General features: G+C 49.4%; 18 protein-coding genes. All 18 read left to right on the forward strand.

The features are described 5' to 3' along the window. Positions 1–25: 25 nt before the first annotated feature. The 18 genes from EV210_RS20105 (at position 26) to EV210_RS20190 (ending at position 16,624) form a co-directional block, all read left to right on the forward strand. Positions 26–784, forward strand: a complete 759-nt coding sequence (locus EV210_RS20105; protein WP_132083150.1) for a nucleotidyltransferase family protein — start codon at positions 26–28, stop codon at positions 782–784. 188 nt (positions 785–972) lie between these two features. Beyond that, positions 973–1,794: a pur operon repressor gene (gene purR / locus EV210_RS20110; protein ID WP_132083151.1), complete on the forward strand. Its 822-nt coding sequence runs from the start codon at positions 973–975 to the stop codon at positions 1,792–1,794. A gap of 465 nt (positions 1,795–2,259) precedes the next feature. After that, positions 2,260–3,471, forward strand: coding sequence for a threonine ammonia-lyase (ilvA, locus tag EV210_RS20115; protein ID WP_132083152.1), 1,212 nt, complete (start codon positions 2,260–2,262; stop codon positions 3,469–3,471). Positions 3,472–3,964: 493 nt separating this feature from the next. Then, the gene (gene glmU / locus EV210_RS20120; RefSeq protein ID WP_132083153.1) at positions 3,965–5,335 is read left to right on the forward strand and encodes a bifunctional UDP-N-acetylglucosamine diphosphorylase/glucosamine-1-phosphate N-acetyltransferase GlmU; all 1,371 of its coding nucleotides are present in this window, start codon (positions 3,965–3,967) and stop codon (positions 5,333–5,335) included. Between the two features lie 15 nt (positions 5,336–5,350). Beyond that, a complete protein-coding gene (locus EV210_RS20125; protein ID WP_132083154.1) occupies positions 5,351–6,304 on the forward strand; it encodes a ribose-phosphate diphosphokinase in 954 nt (317 codons plus the stop codon). A 378-nt stretch (positions 6,305–6,682) separates the two neighbouring features. Continuing rightward, positions 6,683–7,309 (forward strand): GNAT family N-acetyltransferase, encoded by a 627-nt coding sequence (locus tag EV210_RS20130; protein WP_132083155.1) that lies wholly within the window; start codon positions 6,683–6,685, stop codon positions 7,307–7,309. Further along, complete coding sequence (locus tag EV210_RS20135) at positions 7,309–8,127, forward strand: polysaccharide deacetylase family protein (protein ID WP_132083156.1); 819 nt, start codon at positions 7,309–7,311, stop codon at positions 8,125–8,127. The genes EV210_RS20130 and EV210_RS20135 overlap by 1 nt, the downstream gene beginning before the upstream one ends. Next, the gene (pth, locus tag EV210_RS20140) at positions 8,128–8,685 is read left to right on the forward strand and encodes an aminoacyl-tRNA hydrolase (RefSeq protein WP_132083157.1); all 558 of its coding nucleotides are present in this window, start codon (positions 8,128–8,130) and stop codon (positions 8,683–8,685) included. A gap of 25 nt (positions 8,686–8,710) precedes the next feature. Next, complete coding sequence (locus tag EV210_RS20145) at positions 8,711–9,946, forward strand: radical SAM family protein (protein WP_132083158.1); 1,236 nt, start codon at positions 8,711–8,713, stop codon at positions 9,944–9,946. A 93-nt stretch (positions 9,947–10,039) separates the two neighbouring features. Then, on the forward strand, positions 10,040–10,243 hold the full coding sequence (rpmE, locus tag EV210_RS20150; RefSeq protein WP_132083159.1) for a 50S ribosomal protein L31: 204 nt from the start codon (positions 10,040–10,042) through the stop codon (positions 10,241–10,243). Between the two features lie 131 nt (positions 10,244–10,374). Beyond that, the gene (locus EV210_RS20155) at positions 10,375–11,190 is read left to right on the forward strand and encodes a DUF1385 domain-containing protein (RefSeq protein WP_132083186.1); all 816 of its coding nucleotides are present in this window, start codon (positions 10,375–10,377) and stop codon (positions 11,188–11,190) included. Positions 11,191–11,251: 61 nt separating this feature from the next. After that, on the forward strand, positions 11,252–12,325 hold the full coding sequence (gene prfA / locus EV210_RS20160; protein ID WP_132083160.1) for a peptide chain release factor 1: 1,074 nt from the start codon (positions 11,252–11,254) through the stop codon (positions 12,323–12,325). Between the two features lie 2 nt (positions 12,326–12,327). Next, positions 12,328–13,194, forward strand: a complete 867-nt coding sequence (gene prmC / locus EV210_RS20165; RefSeq protein ID WP_132083161.1) for a peptide chain release factor N(5)-glutamine methyltransferase — start codon at positions 12,328–12,330, stop codon at positions 13,192–13,194. 25 nt (positions 13,195–13,219) lie between these two features. Further along, positions 13,220–14,266: an L-threonylcarbamoyladenylate synthase gene (locus EV210_RS20170; protein ID WP_132083187.1), complete on the forward strand. Its 1,047-nt coding sequence runs from the start codon at positions 13,220–13,222 to the stop codon at positions 14,264–14,266. An 81-nt stretch (positions 14,267–14,347) separates the two neighbouring features. Continuing rightward, the gene (locus EV210_RS20175; RefSeq protein ID WP_132083162.1) at positions 14,348–14,947 is read left to right on the forward strand and encodes a manganese efflux pump MntP; all 600 of its coding nucleotides are present in this window, start codon (positions 14,348–14,350) and stop codon (positions 14,945–14,947) included. 151 nt (positions 14,948–15,098) lie between these two features. Continuing rightward, positions 15,099–15,566 (forward strand): low molecular weight protein arginine phosphatase, encoded by a 468-nt coding sequence (locus EV210_RS20180; RefSeq protein ID WP_132083163.1) that lies wholly within the window; start codon positions 15,099–15,101, stop codon positions 15,564–15,566. Between the two features lie 43 nt (positions 15,567–15,609). Then, positions 15,610–16,044: a ribose 5-phosphate isomerase B gene (gene rpiB / locus EV210_RS20185; protein WP_132083164.1), complete on the forward strand. Its 435-nt coding sequence runs from the start codon at positions 15,610–15,612 to the stop codon at positions 16,042–16,044. Positions 16,045–16,072: 28 nt separating this feature from the next. Then, complete coding sequence (locus EV210_RS20190; protein ID WP_132083165.1) at positions 16,073–16,624, forward strand: TIGR01440 family protein; 552 nt, start codon at positions 16,073–16,075, stop codon at positions 16,622–16,624. Positions 16,625–16,657 lie beyond the last annotated feature (33 nt).

Below are 16,657 nucleotides of genomic sequence, written 5' to 3' on the forward strand. Positions count from 1 at the left end.
CCTTTAGTTCGGGGGAGATTACAGCATGTATGATGCCATTATTTTGGCGGGCGGGGAAACTACCAAACATCTTAGTCCGTTTTCGGTACAGCCATTCGAGGCACTGATTGAAATCGCAGGGAAACCAATGGTTACTTTTGTTGCTGATGCTCTTGCCAAAAGCGGCCAGGTTGAGCGCATTTTTGTTGTCGGTCCTGCCCAGGCTCTACATTCCTGTCAGTTTCCCAAGAACACGGTTATTCTTGAAGGTGGCCGGACAATAATGGAAACAATCAGCCTCGGGGTGGGCGCGCTGGGACACCATAACAAAACGCTGGTGGCCACGGCAGATATACCTTTGCTGACACCTGAGTCGGTTAGTCACTTCCTGGCGCAATGCAGCCAGACAGAGGTGGACTTATATTATCCAATTGTTACGGAAGAAATAAACGAACGGGCTTATCCCGGTACAAAACGGACCTATGTGCGGTTCCGTGAGGGGACATTTACCGGCGGCAATCTGTTTCTGGTGAACCCTGCGATTGTTCCGCAATGCATGGAAGTCGCTGAGCGTATTGTGAGCAACCGGAAAAATCCATTAAAGCTATGTCATATATTAGGCTGGTCTTTTGTTCTTCGCTTTGTGATAGGTCTGTTAAGCCTGCCTCAAGTGGAAAACAGGGTTTCCCAGCTGCTTAATATACGGGGTGCAGTTATTCAATCGCCTTATGCCGAACTGGGGATTGATGTAGATAAACCCAGTGATTATCGACTAGTGCAGTCCGCTTTTTCAGCGAAGCTGTGAGTGAGTAAGAAATGAGATTGCCGCTTATTCTACAAGAATTTGGCTGTAGAATACTGCGTCTGGTGATCTCATTTTTTCATAGATTCGTTTTGGTAAAGAAGGATTTGCCTTATTTGCAGAGAATCTGAATAAAAATGTTTTTTTGAGGGAAAATGTTCGGGATTCCCAGTTTGTGCGGGAGGATTACTATGGAAAAAATTCGTCGTGTTGAGCGGGTGGTTGCACTTACAAAGTTGTTGGTGGACAGACCGTATTATTTATTCCCCTTAGGGCACTTTAGTGATTTATTTGGCATTGCCAAATCAACATTAAGTGAAGATCTTTTATCGGTGAAAAATGCCTTAAAGCAGTTTGGCCTGGGCGCACTGGAGACTGTTGCCGGAGCAGCTGGTGGAGTGCGTTTTATTCCTTTTCGTGAAGGCTTGCAGGCAAACGGCATTCTTGAAGAAATTTCAACTCGCCTGGCTACACCGGACCGGATTATTGCAGGCGGCTTTTTATATATGTCCGATATTTTGTTTGATTGGCATTTAGTAGTCCAGTTAGGTGAAATTTTTATGACCCGCTTTGCTCATGCGGAGCCGGATTATATTATGACTGTGGAAACAAAAGGAATACCGCTGGCGATGATGGTTGCCAGAGCCTTCAACAAGCCGCTGGTCATTGTGCGACGGGGCAGCAAGGTAACGGAGGGGTCGGCAGTCAGTATTAATTACGTTACGGGCTCATCCAAACGCATTCAGACCATGTCTTTGCCCAAACGGGCCATACATCCGGGATCAAAAGTACTGGTTATTGATGATTTTATGAAAGCTGGCGGAACTGCCCGCGGCATGATTGATCTAGCTAATGAAGTAGGCGGTATTGTGGTTGGGACAGGCGTACTGGTAGCAACTGCGCAGCCGCAGCCCAAATTAGTGGATGATTTTATGACATTATTAATCTTGGATGAGGTAGATGAGCATACTAAGAAAGTCACAATCCGTCCGGTGTTAGACGGCCTCCGATAAGGCCCCATCTGAGGGGCGGCCATCGATAAGGCTCCATCTGTGTTGTACCCGTAAAGGGTAAGCCGAAGTTCTAAGGCACTAAAGTGCCAAGAACTTCGCATTTGCCGGGGGCTCCGCGATCCTCACCGTACGCCCATGTACGCCTCCGGTCGCGAAGCCCCCGGTGCCTAGCATCTGGAGCCTTCTCGAAGGCCTGGGCTTGACGGCATAGGGATAACGGGGAACGAGGGCTTGTGGCAGTTTACGATGGATGGCTCCCCTGCGGGGTGCACAGCAAGACGTGGCTGGTAGTACTTCGGCTTACTTGTCATAGCGACGCGGCAATCTCATCTTTAGCCTCGTGCAATTGGGTTAGCTTAGTAGAAGCAAGAGAATAGATCTTTTGCTTCTTTTCTGTATATCGGATTATTTGCCGCAAGGCGAGGGATATTAGAATAATTGTAAACGTTTTGGAGGGCATTTTAGGTGAAAACTACTGTTACGCTGGCCGATGTAAAAGATGCGCGGGAAGCACTTAGCAAGATCGTACACAATACCCCGTTAGACCGCAGTCATACCTTTAGCGCGATGACTGGTAAGGAAGTCTATCTTAAGCTGGAGAATCTACAAAAAACAGGTTCGTTCAAAATCCGCGGAGCTTATAATAAAATTCGGTTATTGACAGCTGAGGAAAAGGCAAAGGGCGTAATCGCTGCTTCAGCGGGTAATCACGCACAGGGAGTGGCTTATGCAGCAACTGCAGCCGGCATTAAAGCCACTATTGTTATGCCTGAGGCGGCGCCGCTGGCAAAGATAATGGCTACCCGGGGTTATGGAGCGGAAGTTGCGCTGGCAGGCAGTATTTATGATGAAGCTTATCAAAGAGCTGTTCAGATTCAGGAAGACTCAGGACAAACCTTTATTCATGCGTTTAATGATTTATCCGTTATTGCCGGACAGGGAACGATAGGTCTGGAGATTCTCGAGGCTCTTCCTGATGTGTCGGCAATAGTCGTGCCGATTGGCGGCGGCGGATTAATAGCCGGGGTTGCCGCAGCCGTCAAAGAAGCTGCGCCGCATGTCAAAGTGTATGGGGTACAGGCGGCAGGTGCGCCTGCAATGTATATTTCTAAGCAGGCTCATACGGTAAAGGCTACTCCCGATGCGGTGACCATGGCCGATGGAATTGCGGTAAAAGTGCCGGGAGATTTAACATTTCCTGTTATCGATAAATATGTCGATGATATTGTTGTCGTAGATGATGAAAATACTGCCAGCACCATTCTTATGCTGCTGGAGAGAGCTAAATTGATGGTTGAGGGTGCAGGAGCGGTTAGTCTGGCAGCCGTACTCCAGAATCTTATCCCTGTTACCGGCAAGGTAGTAAGTGTCATTTCCGGTGGTAATATTGATGTTAACTTTATATCGAGGATTATCGAACGGGGCTTGGTGAAAGCAGGCCGGAGAATTAAAATCAGTACCCATGTTTTGGACCGTCCCGGCTCTCTGCAGCGCTTATTAGCCGTTATTGCTAAGCTTAACGCCAATGTAATTAATATCTACCATGACCGCATAGAACGTAATGTGCCATTGGGGCAGTCTGTAGTGGAAATCAGCCTGGAGACCCGGGATGCCTTGCATTCGGATGAGATTATTATGGGGTTGAGGCGGGAAGGATACCACGTCGACATGATTTAGAGGGACGGCCGCCGATAAGGCACCATCTGCGTTGTACCCGTAAAGGGTAAGCCGAAGTTCTAAGGCACTGAAGTGCCAAGAACTTCGCATTTGGGGGCAAGGGCGCGAGCTTGCCGTACCCCATGTACTGTCTTCGCTCGCTTCCTCGGCCTTCCTAGCAGCTGAACCTTTCTCACCAGCCTAAGCTTGTCGGCGGGGGAGACGGGGAACGCGGGCTTGTGGCAGTTAGCGATGTATGGCTCCCCTGCGGGGTGCACAGTGATTCGGTGTACTTTGTCATTGCGAGGAGCATAGCGACGCGGCAATCTCATCTTTAGCCTCGTGGCTAGAACCTATTGGACAACTTTGGTTTAAAATTGGCGTAATTCCGGCTGTTTCGACAGGATGGAAAAATTTGTAGGCAATTATTTTAAAATAAACAAAGGAAATTACTATATTATGTCGAAACAAATTGTTTTGTGTATACAAGCTTTGTTAGACAGGAGGTACAGTCATGGCAGATGTCGTTTCGCTTGTTTTGGCGGCGGGAAAAGGCACGCGCATGAAATCATCATTGCCCAAGGTGCTTCACCGTGTCGGTGGAAAGCCTATGGTGCAGCATGTGCTGGATGCGGCTGAAATTGCCGGAGCAACAAGAAATATTGTGGTAATAGGGTTTGGCGCCGAACGTGTTCGTGAAGAAGTTGGCGGTCAGGCCGATTTTGTCGTTCAGGCTGAGCAGCTTGGCACCGGACATGCTGTAATGCAGGCAAAAGAACTGTTAGCTGGTTACAGCGGTACAGTAATGGTACTGTGCGGTGACACGCCATTACTGGAAGGTTCGATGCTGGGCAAACTGATTGATGCCCACCGGGAAAAACAGGCGGTCGCCACGGTGCTTACAGCTCATATGCCTGATCCGCAGGGATACGGGCGGGTTATTCGCGATGAGCAAGGTCAAGTCGTGAAAATCGTTGAGCAAAAAGACGCTTCTGCTGAAGAACTGCTGGTAGCTGAAGTGAATACCGGCATTTATTGTTTTGAATGCCAGGACTTGTTTGCGGCATTAGCAGGAATCACCTGCACCAATGCGCAGGGTGAATATTACCTGACGGATGTTATTGGCCTCTTGGTGAAAGAAGGCTCCCCGGTCTGGGCGACTGCAGCTGCCAATTACCAGCAAACGCTGGGAATTAATTCGCGGGTGCAATTAGCAGAAGCAGAAAAAATACTGCGTCACCGTAAATTGACCGAGCTAATGGATAACGGCGTCACCATTATGGATACAGCCAGTACGTTTGTAGACCGTGATGTGGTGATCGGTGCCGATACAGTCATTTATCCGTTTACCTGGCTGGAGGGTGCTACGACTATTGGCAGCAATTGCTCAATTGGGCCCAATACACGTGTTGCCGATACGACCATTGGCGACAATGTAAACCTCCAATTTACTTATGCTCATGAATGCACGATCGCCGATGACGTTACAGTCGGACCTTATGTTCATTTGCGACCGAAAACAGTCCTTTCCCAGGGTGTTAAAGTGGGTAATTTTGTTGAAGTTAAAAACACAATTGTCGGGGAAAAGAGCAAGATTCCCCATTTAAGCTATATTGGCGACACCGATATGGGGTCGGGAGTCAATATTGGCTCAGGTACGATTACGGTCAACTATGACGGTAAAAAGAAGTACCGCACAACCATTGAGGATAATGCCTTTATTGGTTGCAATACGAATTTAGTGGCACCGGTAACGGTAGGCAAGAATGCGTATGTTGCTGCCGGTTCGACCATTACCAAGCATGTGCCGCCCGAATCGCTGGGCGTCGCCCGGGCCCGCCAGGCTAATCTTGAAGGCTGGGTCAAACGACAAAAGAAGGAATAGGGAGGCATTAACCAAATGACATTTGAAGACGGCAAGAAATTAAGAATATTTACCGGCAACGCCCATCCGGCGCTTGCTGAAGAGATAGCAGCTTATCTGGGCCTTAAAGTCGGCAACGCTTTTGTTGGCCGCTTTAATAATGGTGAAGCTCAGGTTATGATTGATGAAAGCGTTCGCGGTAAGGATGTTTTTGTCATTCAGCCAACCAGTAATCCCGTAAATGATAATATTATGGAATTGCTCATTATGGTAGATGCGCTGAAGCGCGCTTCTGCCCGTCATATAACAGCAGTTATTCCTTACTATGGATATGCCCGCCAGGACCGCAAAACCCGTGGCCGTGAACCGATTTCGGCAAAGCTGGTGGCAGATTTATTGAGTACTGCCGGAGTAACCCGGGTAGTAACAATGGATCTTCACGCCGGGCAGATTCAGGGCTTCTTTGACGTGCCTGTGGATCATCTGTTTGGTGTTCCTATCCTGGCCGAGTACATCGCCTCGAAAAAAATGGAAGATATTATTGTCGTATCCCCTGATCTGGGCGGGGTAACCCGTGCCAGACAATTAGCCGACAGGCTGGAAGCTCCGATCGCGATTATTGAGAAACGCCGTCCTCAGCCTGGTGTAGCTGAAGTCATGAATTTGATCGGCAGCGTTGAAGGCAAAACCGCTATTTTAATTGATGATATTGTTGATACGGCAGGATCACTGGTAGAGGGTGCCAAGGCTCTTGAGCGCTTCGGTGCGAAACAGGTTTTTGCGTGCTGTACGCATGCAGTGCTTAGCAATCCTGCTATAGAACGCATTGAGAAATCAAATATCGCGGAAATTATCGTTACGAATACAATTCCTGTTCCGCCTGAAAAGCGTACTCCCAAGATGAAAGTATTGTCTGTAGCGCCGCTGTTTGGCGAGGCTATTATCCGGATTTATACGGATGTATCTGTAAGCAAACTCTTCGACGATTAAGAGGGACGGCCGCCGATAAGGCACCATCTGCGTTGTACCCGTAAAGGGTAAGCCGAAGTTCTAAGGCACTAAAGTGCCAAGAACTTCGCATTTGGGGGCAAAGAGATGAGCTTGCCGTACCGTCGCTGTACTGTCTTCACTCACCTCTTTGCCCCCGCCTAGCAGCTGGAACCTTCTCGACGGCCTGAGCTTGGCGTCAGGGGTGACGGGGAACGAAACCTCTGGCGTTTGGTGTGGTAGTCTCCCCTGAGGGGTGCACAATTATTTTATGCCCTTTGCGGCTGCTGCTTAGTCCGGTAGGGCTTGGCAGCAGCTTTTTGGCATATGCTGGTGTATACTATAGGTATGTGATGCTCTTTTTTAAGGGAGGATACGCTAATGTACATTGGCCGTGCAGTGGAAGCTGATGTGAAAGCGATTGCCGCTTTGTTTACGGTATGCTTTTATGACAGTGTTATTCATCATTGCGGCAGGCTGCCCAGGCCTCAGGCGATGGAAGATGTTTTTTCACTGGTGTTCCAGGCCGAACCGGAGGCGGCTTTTGTCGCTAAAAATGCTGAAGGCACGATCATGGGGTATTGTTTTGCGCCGACGCGGCTTTCGAGACTGTGGCGGCTGGCCATTACCGGCGGGCATGTGGTTAAGTGGGCTTGGCGCTGGCTTAGCGGTCAGTATGGTTTTGGCTTTCGGCCAGTGACGGTTATTATCCTCAATAAAGCGGCTTTTTTGCATTCCAGCCTAATACCAGCCCAGGCGGCGGATGCCCGTATTTTATCGATTGCGGTTCAGCCTGACGCCCGAGGTCAGGGCGCAGCTCAGGCTTTGCTTGATCAAGCACTTGTCTATTTTCAGTCCCGCCAGGTAAAGCGGGTGCGGCTCGAGGTACGTCCTGATAACCTGCCTGCAGTTCGTATTTATGAAAAGGCGGGATTTTACCCCGGTGGAACAACAACTGATTCACAAGGAGACTGGCTTATCATGTATAGAGAAATGAGGCAATGCTGATGGGGGATCTCAGCCTGCGGCTTATTACGATGCTGGGCTTGCTGACGGCTTTGGTGATTACCGGCCTGGTTTTGGATTATCTGCATATCCTGCGGCGGCCTGTACGGATTGGTTTTTGGGGTGCCCTGGTCGGTATCGGCATAGGATCAATCCTGACTTATAATGCGCTTTTACCGGATAATCACTTTTATGGTAAGGTTTTTACCGGTATTAAAACAGATCAAAAAGTAGTTGCCCTTACTTTCGATGATGGCCCTTATCCGCCGTATACCAATCAGATTCTGGATATTTTGCGGGAATATCAAATTCCAGCGACATTTTTTCTCATCGGCCAAAATGCGGAGAAACATCCGGAACTGGTGAGGCAGATTGCAGCTGAAGGGCATCAATTAGGCAATCATACTTATCAGCATGTTGATCTGCTGACGGTCGGCCGGAAGAAAAGTGAAGAAGAGATTGACCGCACCAATCGTATCGTGGAGGATATTACCGGTATTAAAATGTCGATTATCCGCCCTCCCCACGGATTCCGCGATCCTTTGGTAATGGAAGTCATGGCAGAAAAACAGCTGGAAGTGGTTGAGTGGTCAGTTATGGCTCGTGACTGGACGAATCCGGGAGTCGATACCATTGTTAACCGGGTTGTCAGCAGGGTACAAAACGGCTCGATTATCTTACTGCACGATGGTGATGGTATTGCCTCGCAAGCATCGCGGGCTCAGACCGTGGAGGCGACCCGGCATATTATTCTGGCCCTGGCAGCTAAGGGGTATAAATTTGTTACGGTGAGCGAGATTGTCAAGAAACAGGAGGATTAAATGAAATTGATTGTCGGCCTGGGGAATCCGGGCAGAGAATATAGCGCTACCCGGCACAATGCCGGATTTCTGGTTGTAGATGAGCTGGCGCGCCGCTGGAATTGTCAGAACTGGAAAAACAAAAGCAATGCGCAGATCGTTGAATTTCGCGGCGAGGAGCAGATCTTGCTTGTTAAGCCGCAGACATACATGAATTTAAGCGGTACTTCCGTTGGCGAACTTGCCCGGTGGTACAAAGTGGACTGTGAAGATATTATTGTTGTGTTTGATGACCTTGACTTGCCGGTGGGCCGGTTGAGACTGCGTATGAAGGGTGGGTCAGGCGGGCACCGCGGCATTCAATCCCTGCTTACCCATCTAAGTAAGGATACCTTTGCCCGTGTGCGCTTAGGTATCGGCCGCCCTCCTGCCGGCTGGGAAGTGGCTGATTATGTACTTAGCCGGTTTACAGTAGAAGAAGAACCGCTTGTCGAGCAAGCAATATCGCAAGCGGCTGACGCAGTAGAAAGTATTATTAAGGTAGGCCTTACAAAAACCATGAATATGTTCAACAAGTAGGGCTATTCGGTGAGGATGTGAATGAATGTTAACAGCTTTATATGCCGATTCCCAGGGAGAGATCTATGATGCTCCCGGCTATCGGGCCATTGGTAAGGTTGGTGAAACCATTGTTTCGCTAAAGCCAGAGGACATGATTCCGCTGCCTGAAGGTGCCGAACTGATGTATTTGCCTGGACGTACGGCACTTATGGAGAAAAAGGGAAAAATGGAACCGCTGGCTTCTTCCTTGCTGGCGGTGGCGGCAATGCTGCCGGTTGGCTTCACCCGCACGCATCTTCCGGCATTTCAGCAGCAGCAGGATGCACCGCTGCTGCCGCTTTTCGGCTATACGGCAGCGGCCCTTTATAAAGATCAGATTATGGTGGCTGCTGTGCCGACCAGTGATAATGCCAAATGGCATCCCCACAGGTACAATACGCCAGGATTGGCAAAAAAAATCGAACAGGTGAAACGCGATTTAGGGGCAAATCGTCTGGTGGATCATTTGGCCAATTGTTCGCTTAACTGGCATTGCTGCACTGCCCAGAATTTGTTTTACCGGCGCTGGGAATGCGGTATCCCAACTTCACCGGCTTGTAATGCCAATTGCCTGGGCTGCATATCCCTCCAACCCGCCGAATGCTGTCCTTCCCCACAGAGCCGGATTGTTTTTACGCCGACGGCACAAGAAATAGCCGAGCTGGGGATTTACCATTTGGCCAATGCTCCTGAACCAATTATCAGCTTTGGACAAGGCTGCGAAGGAGAACCTTCCCTGGCAGCTCCGGCTATTGCAGCAGGGATCGAACAAATTAGAGCGGTCACCAATAAAGGGATTATCAATATTAATACAAATGCTGGTTATACTGAAGGCATAAGGCAAATTATCGACGCCGGTTTAAACAGCATGCGCGTAAGCATTATCAGTGCGATTCCGGAATCATATCAAGCTTACTATCGCAGCGGGTATAGCCTCGACGATGTGCGGCACTCCATTGCTTATGCAAAAAAGAAAGGCGTGTATGTATCGCTGAATATGCTGCTGTTTCCCGGCCTGAATGACCGGCCTGAGGAAGTGGCGGCCTGGACGGAGTTTATTGGCAGTACAGGCATAGATATGATTCAACTGCGCAATTTGAATCTCGATCCGGACTGGTTATTGTCAGTCATGCCGGCTGCTCAGGCTGCTCCAATTGGCGTACGTCCTTTTTTGCAGCACCTGGCAAAAACATTCCCCCAAGTTGATCTTGGCAGCTTTACGGTGTATCAAAATAGGTAAGGAAAAATAATGCGTTGCTGTTGCAAAAGCTTGTCTCCCTGTGGTATAATTACCTGGCAAAAGTTAAGTGGCAAAAAGTGAGGTGCAAGATACATGAAAGAAAAGATTCATCCAAATTACGGTGAAGCCAAAGTAACCTGCGGCTGTGGTAATAGCTTCATGACCGGTTCTGTTAAAAAAGAGCTGCGTATTGATGTTTGCTCCAAATGCCATCCGTTCTTTACTGGTCAACAGCGTGCAGCTAAAGCCCGCGGCCGGATTGAACAATTCAATAAGCGTTACGGCCAAGAAGGCTAATTGGGCAGCAGAGCAGAGATGCTCTGCTGTATTTGTATATAGTCTTGGATTGTGTTTACAAAAGGAGGAGAGAAGCCGTGGAACCCCAAAAGAAAGTGTATGTTGGCGGTCAGGCCGTCATTGAAGGCGTCATGATGCGTGGACCCGGCTATATCGCCACCGCCGTCCGTGAACCTTCAGGAAATATAACAGTAAAAAAAGAAGAGTTAAAGTCAATAGCCGATCGTTATCCAATTTTGAAAAAGCCACTGATTCGTGGGGTGGTTGCCCTTGCCGAGTCACTGGTCTATGGCATGAAGGCCTTGTCGTTTTCGGCCCAGGCGGCAGGTGAAGAGGGGGACGAACTATCAAATAAGGAAATTGCCATGACCATGCTATTTTCACTGGCGATGGCGATTGGCTTGTTTGTTATTATTCCCACCTATGCAGCTAAATTTTTGCACAGTACGACCGACGATGCCCGGATCTTAAATACGCTGGAAGGCATTTTGCGGTTAGCCATATTTTTAGCCTACATTGCCGCGATATCGATGATGAAGGATATTCAGCGCGTTTTTCAATATCATGGTGCAGAACATAAAACCATTCATGCCTATGAAGCGGGCTTGCCCTTGACTGTAGAAAATATACGCTCCATGTCTACGCTCCATCCCCGGTGCGGGACGAATTTCATGCTGATTGTTATGCTGGTCAGCATTGTTGTATTTGCCTTCTTAGGATGGCCTGATCTGTGGCTGAGAATTGTATCCCGTATTGTGTTGCTGCCGTTAATTGCCGGCGTTTCCTATGAAATTATCCGTTTTGCCGGGCGGAGTCAGCTGCGCTGGGTAGCCTGCGCTATTACACCCGGCCTGTGGCTGCAGAAAATGACCACCCGTGAGCCAAGTGATGATCAGATTGAAGTTGCCATTAAGGCATTGGAAGCTGTTAAACCTGAAAATATATAAGCATAGGCTGCGGGGAGTCCGGCATGGACCGACTTCAGCAGCCAGCATGAGGTGACTGTACGTGCTTGACAAATTGCAAGCTTTAGAAGATAAGTATTTAGAACTTGAGCAATTAATTAGTGATCCTGATGTTATCGCCAATCAGAATGAATGGCAGAAGCATACCAGGGCTCACTCGAAATTAACCGATATTGTTACGGCTTTTCGGCAATATAAGGAAGTGCGCCAGGGTATCAGCGATGCGCTGGAAATGCTGAACGATAAGCTCGATGCTGAGTTTCATGAAATGGTTCAGCTTGAGCTGAATGAGTTAAAAGCGAAAGCAGCCCAGTTGGAAGACGAACTGCATATTCTCCTGTTACCGAAAGATCCGAATGATGACAAGAATGTCATTGTGGAAATCCGGGGCGGGGCAGGCGGTGATGAAGCTGCTCTGTTTGCCGGAGACTTGTTCCGGATGTATACCCGTTATGCCGAGAATCAAGGCTGGAGAGTGGAACTGCTTGATGCGAATGCACCTGATTTGGGGGGCTTTAAAGAGGTCGTCTTCTCTATTCAGGGCGATGGCGCTTATTCAAAGCTGAAATTTGAAAGCGGGGTTCATCGCGTGCAGCGTGTCCCGGCAACGGAAGCGAGCGGGCGGATTCATACTTCCACTGTGACGGTTGCTGTGCTGCCGGAAGCGGAAGAAGTAGATGTTGAAGTTAATAATAATGATCTGCGCATTGATACGTATTGTGCCAGCGGTGCCGGAGGTCAGCACGTTAACAAAACGGAATCAGCCGTGCGGATTACGCATATTCCCAGTGGGATCGTAGTACAATGCCAGGATGAAAAGTCGCAGCTGAAAAACCGCGATAAGGCGATGCGTGTGCTGCGGGCGAAGCTGTTGGAGGCTGCTGAGCAAAAACAGCACGCTGAAATGGCTCAGAACCGCAAGAGCCAGGTGGGAACCGGTGACCGGAGCGAACGTATCCGGACTTACAACTTCCCGCAGGGGCGGGTAACGGACCATCGTATTGGCCTGACATTGCATAAACTCGATTTTGTTATCAATGGTGACCTGGATGAATTAATCAATGGTCTTGTTACTGCCGCACAAAGTGAGCGTCTAAAGGAAGCTGAGTCTGAATAACCATGAATGAAAAAAAAGAGCAATGGACAGTCGGCAGTATTTTAAAATGGACGAGGCAGTATTTCTGTGAGAAAGGCGTGGCAAGTCCCCGCCTTGATGCAGAAGTGCTGCTTTCCCATATACTGGGGAAAGACCGGCTTTATTTATATGTTCATTTTGACCGCCCGCTTGATGAGCAGGAATTGACAGAGTACCGCAGGCTTGTCAAGCAGCGAGCTCTGCGTACCCCGGTGGCTTATCTTGTAGGTTATAAAGAATTTATGGGACTACCCTTTGCGGTTACGCCGGATGTATTGATTCCCCGCCCGGATACGGAAGTGCTCGTCGAAGCCGTACTGGAAAGGGTGACGGAAAAAGACCAGACCAGTATTTTGGATATTGGCACAGGCAGCGGGGCCATTATTATCAGTTTGCTAACCAAATTACCGCAAGCTCGTGGCCTGGCGGTTGATTTATCTGCAGCCGCTTTGGCGGTGGCCGGGCAGAATGCGGTTAACCAGCAGGTCGGCGACCGGCTGCAGCTAGTGGCAGGCGATATATTTGAACCGGTATTGAATCAACGCTTTGATGTTATTGTTTCCAATCCTCCTTATATTCCCGATAAGGATATTGCCGGCTTGGAGCCTGAAGTCCGGCAGGAACCGCACGGAGCGCTGGCCGGTGGGCAGGATGGCCTGGACTTTTACCGCCGCATTATCAGTCAGGCTCCAGGGTATGTTAATCCCGGTGGCTTTTTGGCGCTGGAAGTAGGCATTCATCAGGCAGAAGCAGTGGCGGCCCTGGCAGAAGCCGGAGGCATTCTTACTGTTGAAGCTATTTGTCAAGATTATGGCGGTGTTGAGCGTGTGCTAATACTCAGAGCGCCTTGAATCTGATGAGGAGGCAGCTAGTTTGATACAAACACAGTATTTTCAAGTAGATCACCAGCAGCCGGACAAAGCAGTTCTGGCTCAGGCAGCCCATATCCTGGCCAATGGCGGTTTAGTGGCATTTCCGACGGAAACCGTTTATGGCCTTGGTGCTAATGGGCTGGATGCTCAGGCTGTTGCCGGTATTTTTCAGGCGAAAGGGCGGCCGTCTGACAATCCTCTCATTCTGCACATTGCTGATGACAGTGATGTTTTACGGCTGGTTGCAAAAGTACCGGCTAATGCAAAAGCATTAATGGACCGGTATTGGCCAGGGCCGCTGACACTGGTAATGGAAAGAAAACCGGTTGTCCCCGATCGCGTCACAGGAGGACTGGATACAGTAGCAGTACGCCTGCCCGATTCAGTCATTGCCCGTGAGCTGATTCGTCTGGCACAAGTACCGGTTGCCGCTCCCAGTGCCAATCTTTCCGGGCGGCCAAGCCCTACGACGGCAGAAGCGGTAATGGCGGATATGACAGGCAGAATTCAAGCCATCATTGATGGGGGACCATGCACGATTGGTGTAGAATCAACTGTGGTTGACTGCACTACACCAGTTCCCACCTTGCTGCGGCCCGGAGGAATAACTCTCGAAATGCTTGAGGAAACACTGGGTGAAATCGAAATTGATCCTGCTCTCGGTCAGGCGGATCTTATCCCCCGGGCACCGGGAATGAAATACAAACACTATGCCCCGTCAGCTCCAATGATTCTCATTGACGGAGCAGAAGACCGGATTGCGGCTGCACTGGCGGAAAAAATACGGCAGGCTGTCCGGGAGGGAAAAAAAGTTGGTGCCGTAGTATCGGCAGAAACTGCTTTACTATTACCGGCTCAGGCATTGTGCGCAGTTTACGGACCGCGCGGCGATGCCGGACAAATTGCCGGAAATTTGTATACTGCATTGTTGTCGTTTGACCAGACTCCTGTTGATGTCATTTATGCGGAAGGTATCAGCGAGTGCGGCCTGGGTCTTGCGGTAATGAACCGGCTCCGCAAAGCGGCAGGCTACCAAATTTTACAGGTGTAAGTTTCTCTTTTGATTTAGCAATAATTCATACTACCGTCTCTCATCTTTTCATATACATTACCGAGACGGAGGTGGTGGATATTGAGTACTTTGGAACTGTTTGTACTTAGCGCAGCCTTGGGAACGGATTTATTTTCCGTAGCAGTGCCAATTGGCATGAATCCCGTGCGCTTACGGATTATTCTGCGGTCAGCTATTGTTTTTGCCTTGTTTCATATTGTCATGATCCTTGCCGGCTATCATGCGGGACACTGGCTGGGCCACATGGTAGAGCATGTTGGTACTTATCATATCGACTGGCAGGTCGCTGCAGTCCAGGACTGGGCAAGCGCACTGGGTGCACTGGTGCTGGCAGGGCTTGGTGTGCACATGGTGAAAGAGAACTTGACCTGTAGGGAAACAGATACCGCTGGCGGCCATCCTTTAAAAGGAATGACTCTTGTTATGCTGGCCGCCAGTGTAAGTATTGACGCCTTAGCAGCCGGTTTCAGCCTGGGCATGCTTGATGTAGACCTGCTTAAATTAAGCATCATTTTAGGTGCGGTTATTTTTGTCATTGCGATTGCCGGCTTAATTGTCGGCCGGCGGGTCAGTCGTTGTTTTGGGTCGCGGGCCGAGCTGCTCGGCGGGCTGGTGTTACTGGGATTAGGAGCTCATCTGCTCTGGACAGCTCTTTTTTAATCTGCCTGTATGAGCGTCAGGATCTTTGCAGAAGGGTAGGCTGGCTCCCCATGATCCATAGCTGACCCTTCTTTGGGCTGGGCAGGCTGCTGCAAAGCAATCGTTATTTTTGTTAGCCTAATTCGGACATACTAAAAGGAGGATGATAATCATGCTGCGCATACTTGTTGTCTGCACTGGTAATACATGCCGCAGCCCGATGGCGGAAGCACTGCTTGCGGCAAAAGTGAAAAAGGCCGGGAAAACCGATCAAATCAAAATATTGTCGGCAGGATTAGCCGGTGCTGGTGCTTATCCTGCCTCTTATGGTGCAATGACGGCAATGTCTCTGAAAGATATTGACATTACCGCTCATTCCTCGCGCCAGCTGCTGCCTGAATATATAGAAGCAGCCGACCTGATTTTGACGATGACCGGTACTCACAAGCAGGCTGTTCTAAGACTGCTGCCAAGTGCAGCAGGCCGGGTTTATACGTTGGCCGAGTTCGCTGGCTGTGCCGGCGATGTGGACGACCCTTTCGGCGGGGACACGGAAATTTATCGCCAATGTGCCCAGCAGTTGGAAAGCTTAATTGATATGGCCTGGGAAAAAATCCTCCTTTTAGCAGGAGATAGCTGATAAAAGTCGAAACCAATGTCGAATATGCAAAGGAGGGTTCTTTGTGACAATCGCTATCGGAAGTGATCATGGCGGCTTTCGCCTTAAGCAGGAAATTATTGCTTTTTTTAAGGAACAAAGTATTGCTTTTCATGATTTTGGCACGTACTCTACGGATTCTGTTGACTATCCTTGTATTTCCCAAGCTGTAGCTAATGCTGTAGCAGCCGGAGATTGTGAGAGAGGAATTATTATATGTGGGACAGGTATTGGGGTCAGCATTGCCGCTAATAAAGTAAAAGGGATTCGGGCAGCCTTATGCCATGATGTTTTTTCCGCACAAATGTCCCGTGAGCATAATGATGCCAATATTTTAACCATGGGAGAGCGGGTGATTGGCCCAGGTCTGGCTCTGGCTATTGTCCAAAAGTGGTTGACCAGTGAATTTGCCGGCGGCAGACATGCCAACCGGGTCAAGCTGATCAGCGAAATGGAATAAGATAACGTATTGCTAAGTAGGTGATGATATGAATACCCTTGATTTAACCCAAATAGGCAGCCAGACGCGGGAGGCCGTAACCGAACTTGTCGCTGCAGCGCAGCTCAAGCCAGGGCAAATTTTGGTAGTCGGCTGCAGTACCAGTGAGGTACGGGGCGCAAAAATCGGCTCAGGCGGTTCTGAAGCGGTAGCTGGAGTATTATTTGATGTTTTAAGAGAGGTATGTTCAGCTCACGAAGTCCGTTTGGCAATTCAATGCTGTGAGCATTTGAACCGGGCGCTGGTGGTAGAACGTCAGACGAGCCTGGAATACCGTTTGGAACCAGTCACGGTAACACCTGTGCCAAAAGCAGGCGGAGCTTTAGCTGCCCGGGCGATGCAGCAATTTGCTGATCCTGTGGTTGTTGAGGAAATAGCCGCTCATGCCGGACTGGATATCGGCAGCACCTTAATTGGCATGCACTTGAAAAAAGTCGCTGTTCCCTTACGCTTGCAGCAAACCTGCATTGGGCAGGCCTGTTTAACTGCCGCCCGTACCCGTCCGAAATTAATCGGCGGCAATCGTGCTGTGTATGAATGATGGTAGGGTTTACATGAGATAGGTTTTACATAA

The sequence above is a fragment of the Anaerospora hongkongensis genome (assembly GCF_004339805.1).
GTDB classification, from domain to species: domain Bacteria; phylum Bacillota; class Negativicutes; order Sporomusales; family DSM-15969; genus Anaerospora; species Anaerospora hongkongensis.

Bases quoted from the DNA above. Each gene is read 5' to 3' on its own strand.
- EV210_RS20130 (WP_132083155.1), top strand. From the start codon at position 6,683: ATGTACATTGGCCGTGCAGTGGAAGCTGATGTGAAAGCGATTGCCGCT.
- glmU (WP_132083153.1), top strand. From the start codon at position 3,965: ATGGCAGATGTCGTTTCGCTTGTTTTGGCGGCGGGAAAAGGCACGCGC.
- EV210_RS20125 (WP_132083154.1), top strand. From the start codon at position 5,351: ATGACATTTGAAGACGGCAAGAAATTAAGAATATTTACCGGCAACGCC.
- EV210_RS20145 (WP_132083158.1), top strand. From the start codon at position 8,711: ATGTTAACAGCTTTATATGCCGATTCCCAGGGAGAGATCTATGATGCT.
- EV210_RS20180 (WP_132083163.1), top strand. From the start codon at position 15,099: ATGCTGCGCATACTTGTTGTCTGCACTGGTAATACATGCCGCAGCCCG.
- purR (WP_132083151.1), top strand. From the start codon at position 973: ATGGAAAAAATTCGTCGTGTTGAGCGGGTGGTTGCACTTACAAAGTTG.
- EV210_RS20190 (WP_132083165.1), top strand. From the start codon at position 16,073: ATGAATACCCTTGATTTAACCCAAATAGGCAGCCAGACGCGGGAGGCC.
- EV210_RS20135 (WP_132083156.1), top strand. From the start codon at position 7,309: ATGGGGGATCTCAGCCTGCGGCTTATTACGATGCTGGGCTTGCTGACG.
- prmC (WP_132083161.1), top strand. From the start codon at position 12,328: ATGAATGAAAAAAAAGAGCAATGGACAGTCGGCAGTATTTTAAAATGG.
- EV210_RS20105 (WP_132083150.1), top strand. From the start codon at position 26: ATGTATGATGCCATTATTTTGGCGGGCGGGGAAACTACCAAACATCTT.
- EV210_RS20155 (WP_132083186.1), top strand. From the start codon at position 10,375: ATGATGCGTGGACCCGGCTATATCGCCACCGCCGTCCGTGAACCTTCA.
- rpmE (WP_132083159.1), top strand. From the start codon at position 10,040: ATGAAAGAAAAGATTCATCCAAATTACGGTGAAGCCAAAGTAACCTGC.
- pth (WP_132083157.1), top strand. From the start codon at position 8,128: ATGAAATTGATTGTCGGCCTGGGGAATCCGGGCAGAGAATATAGCGCT.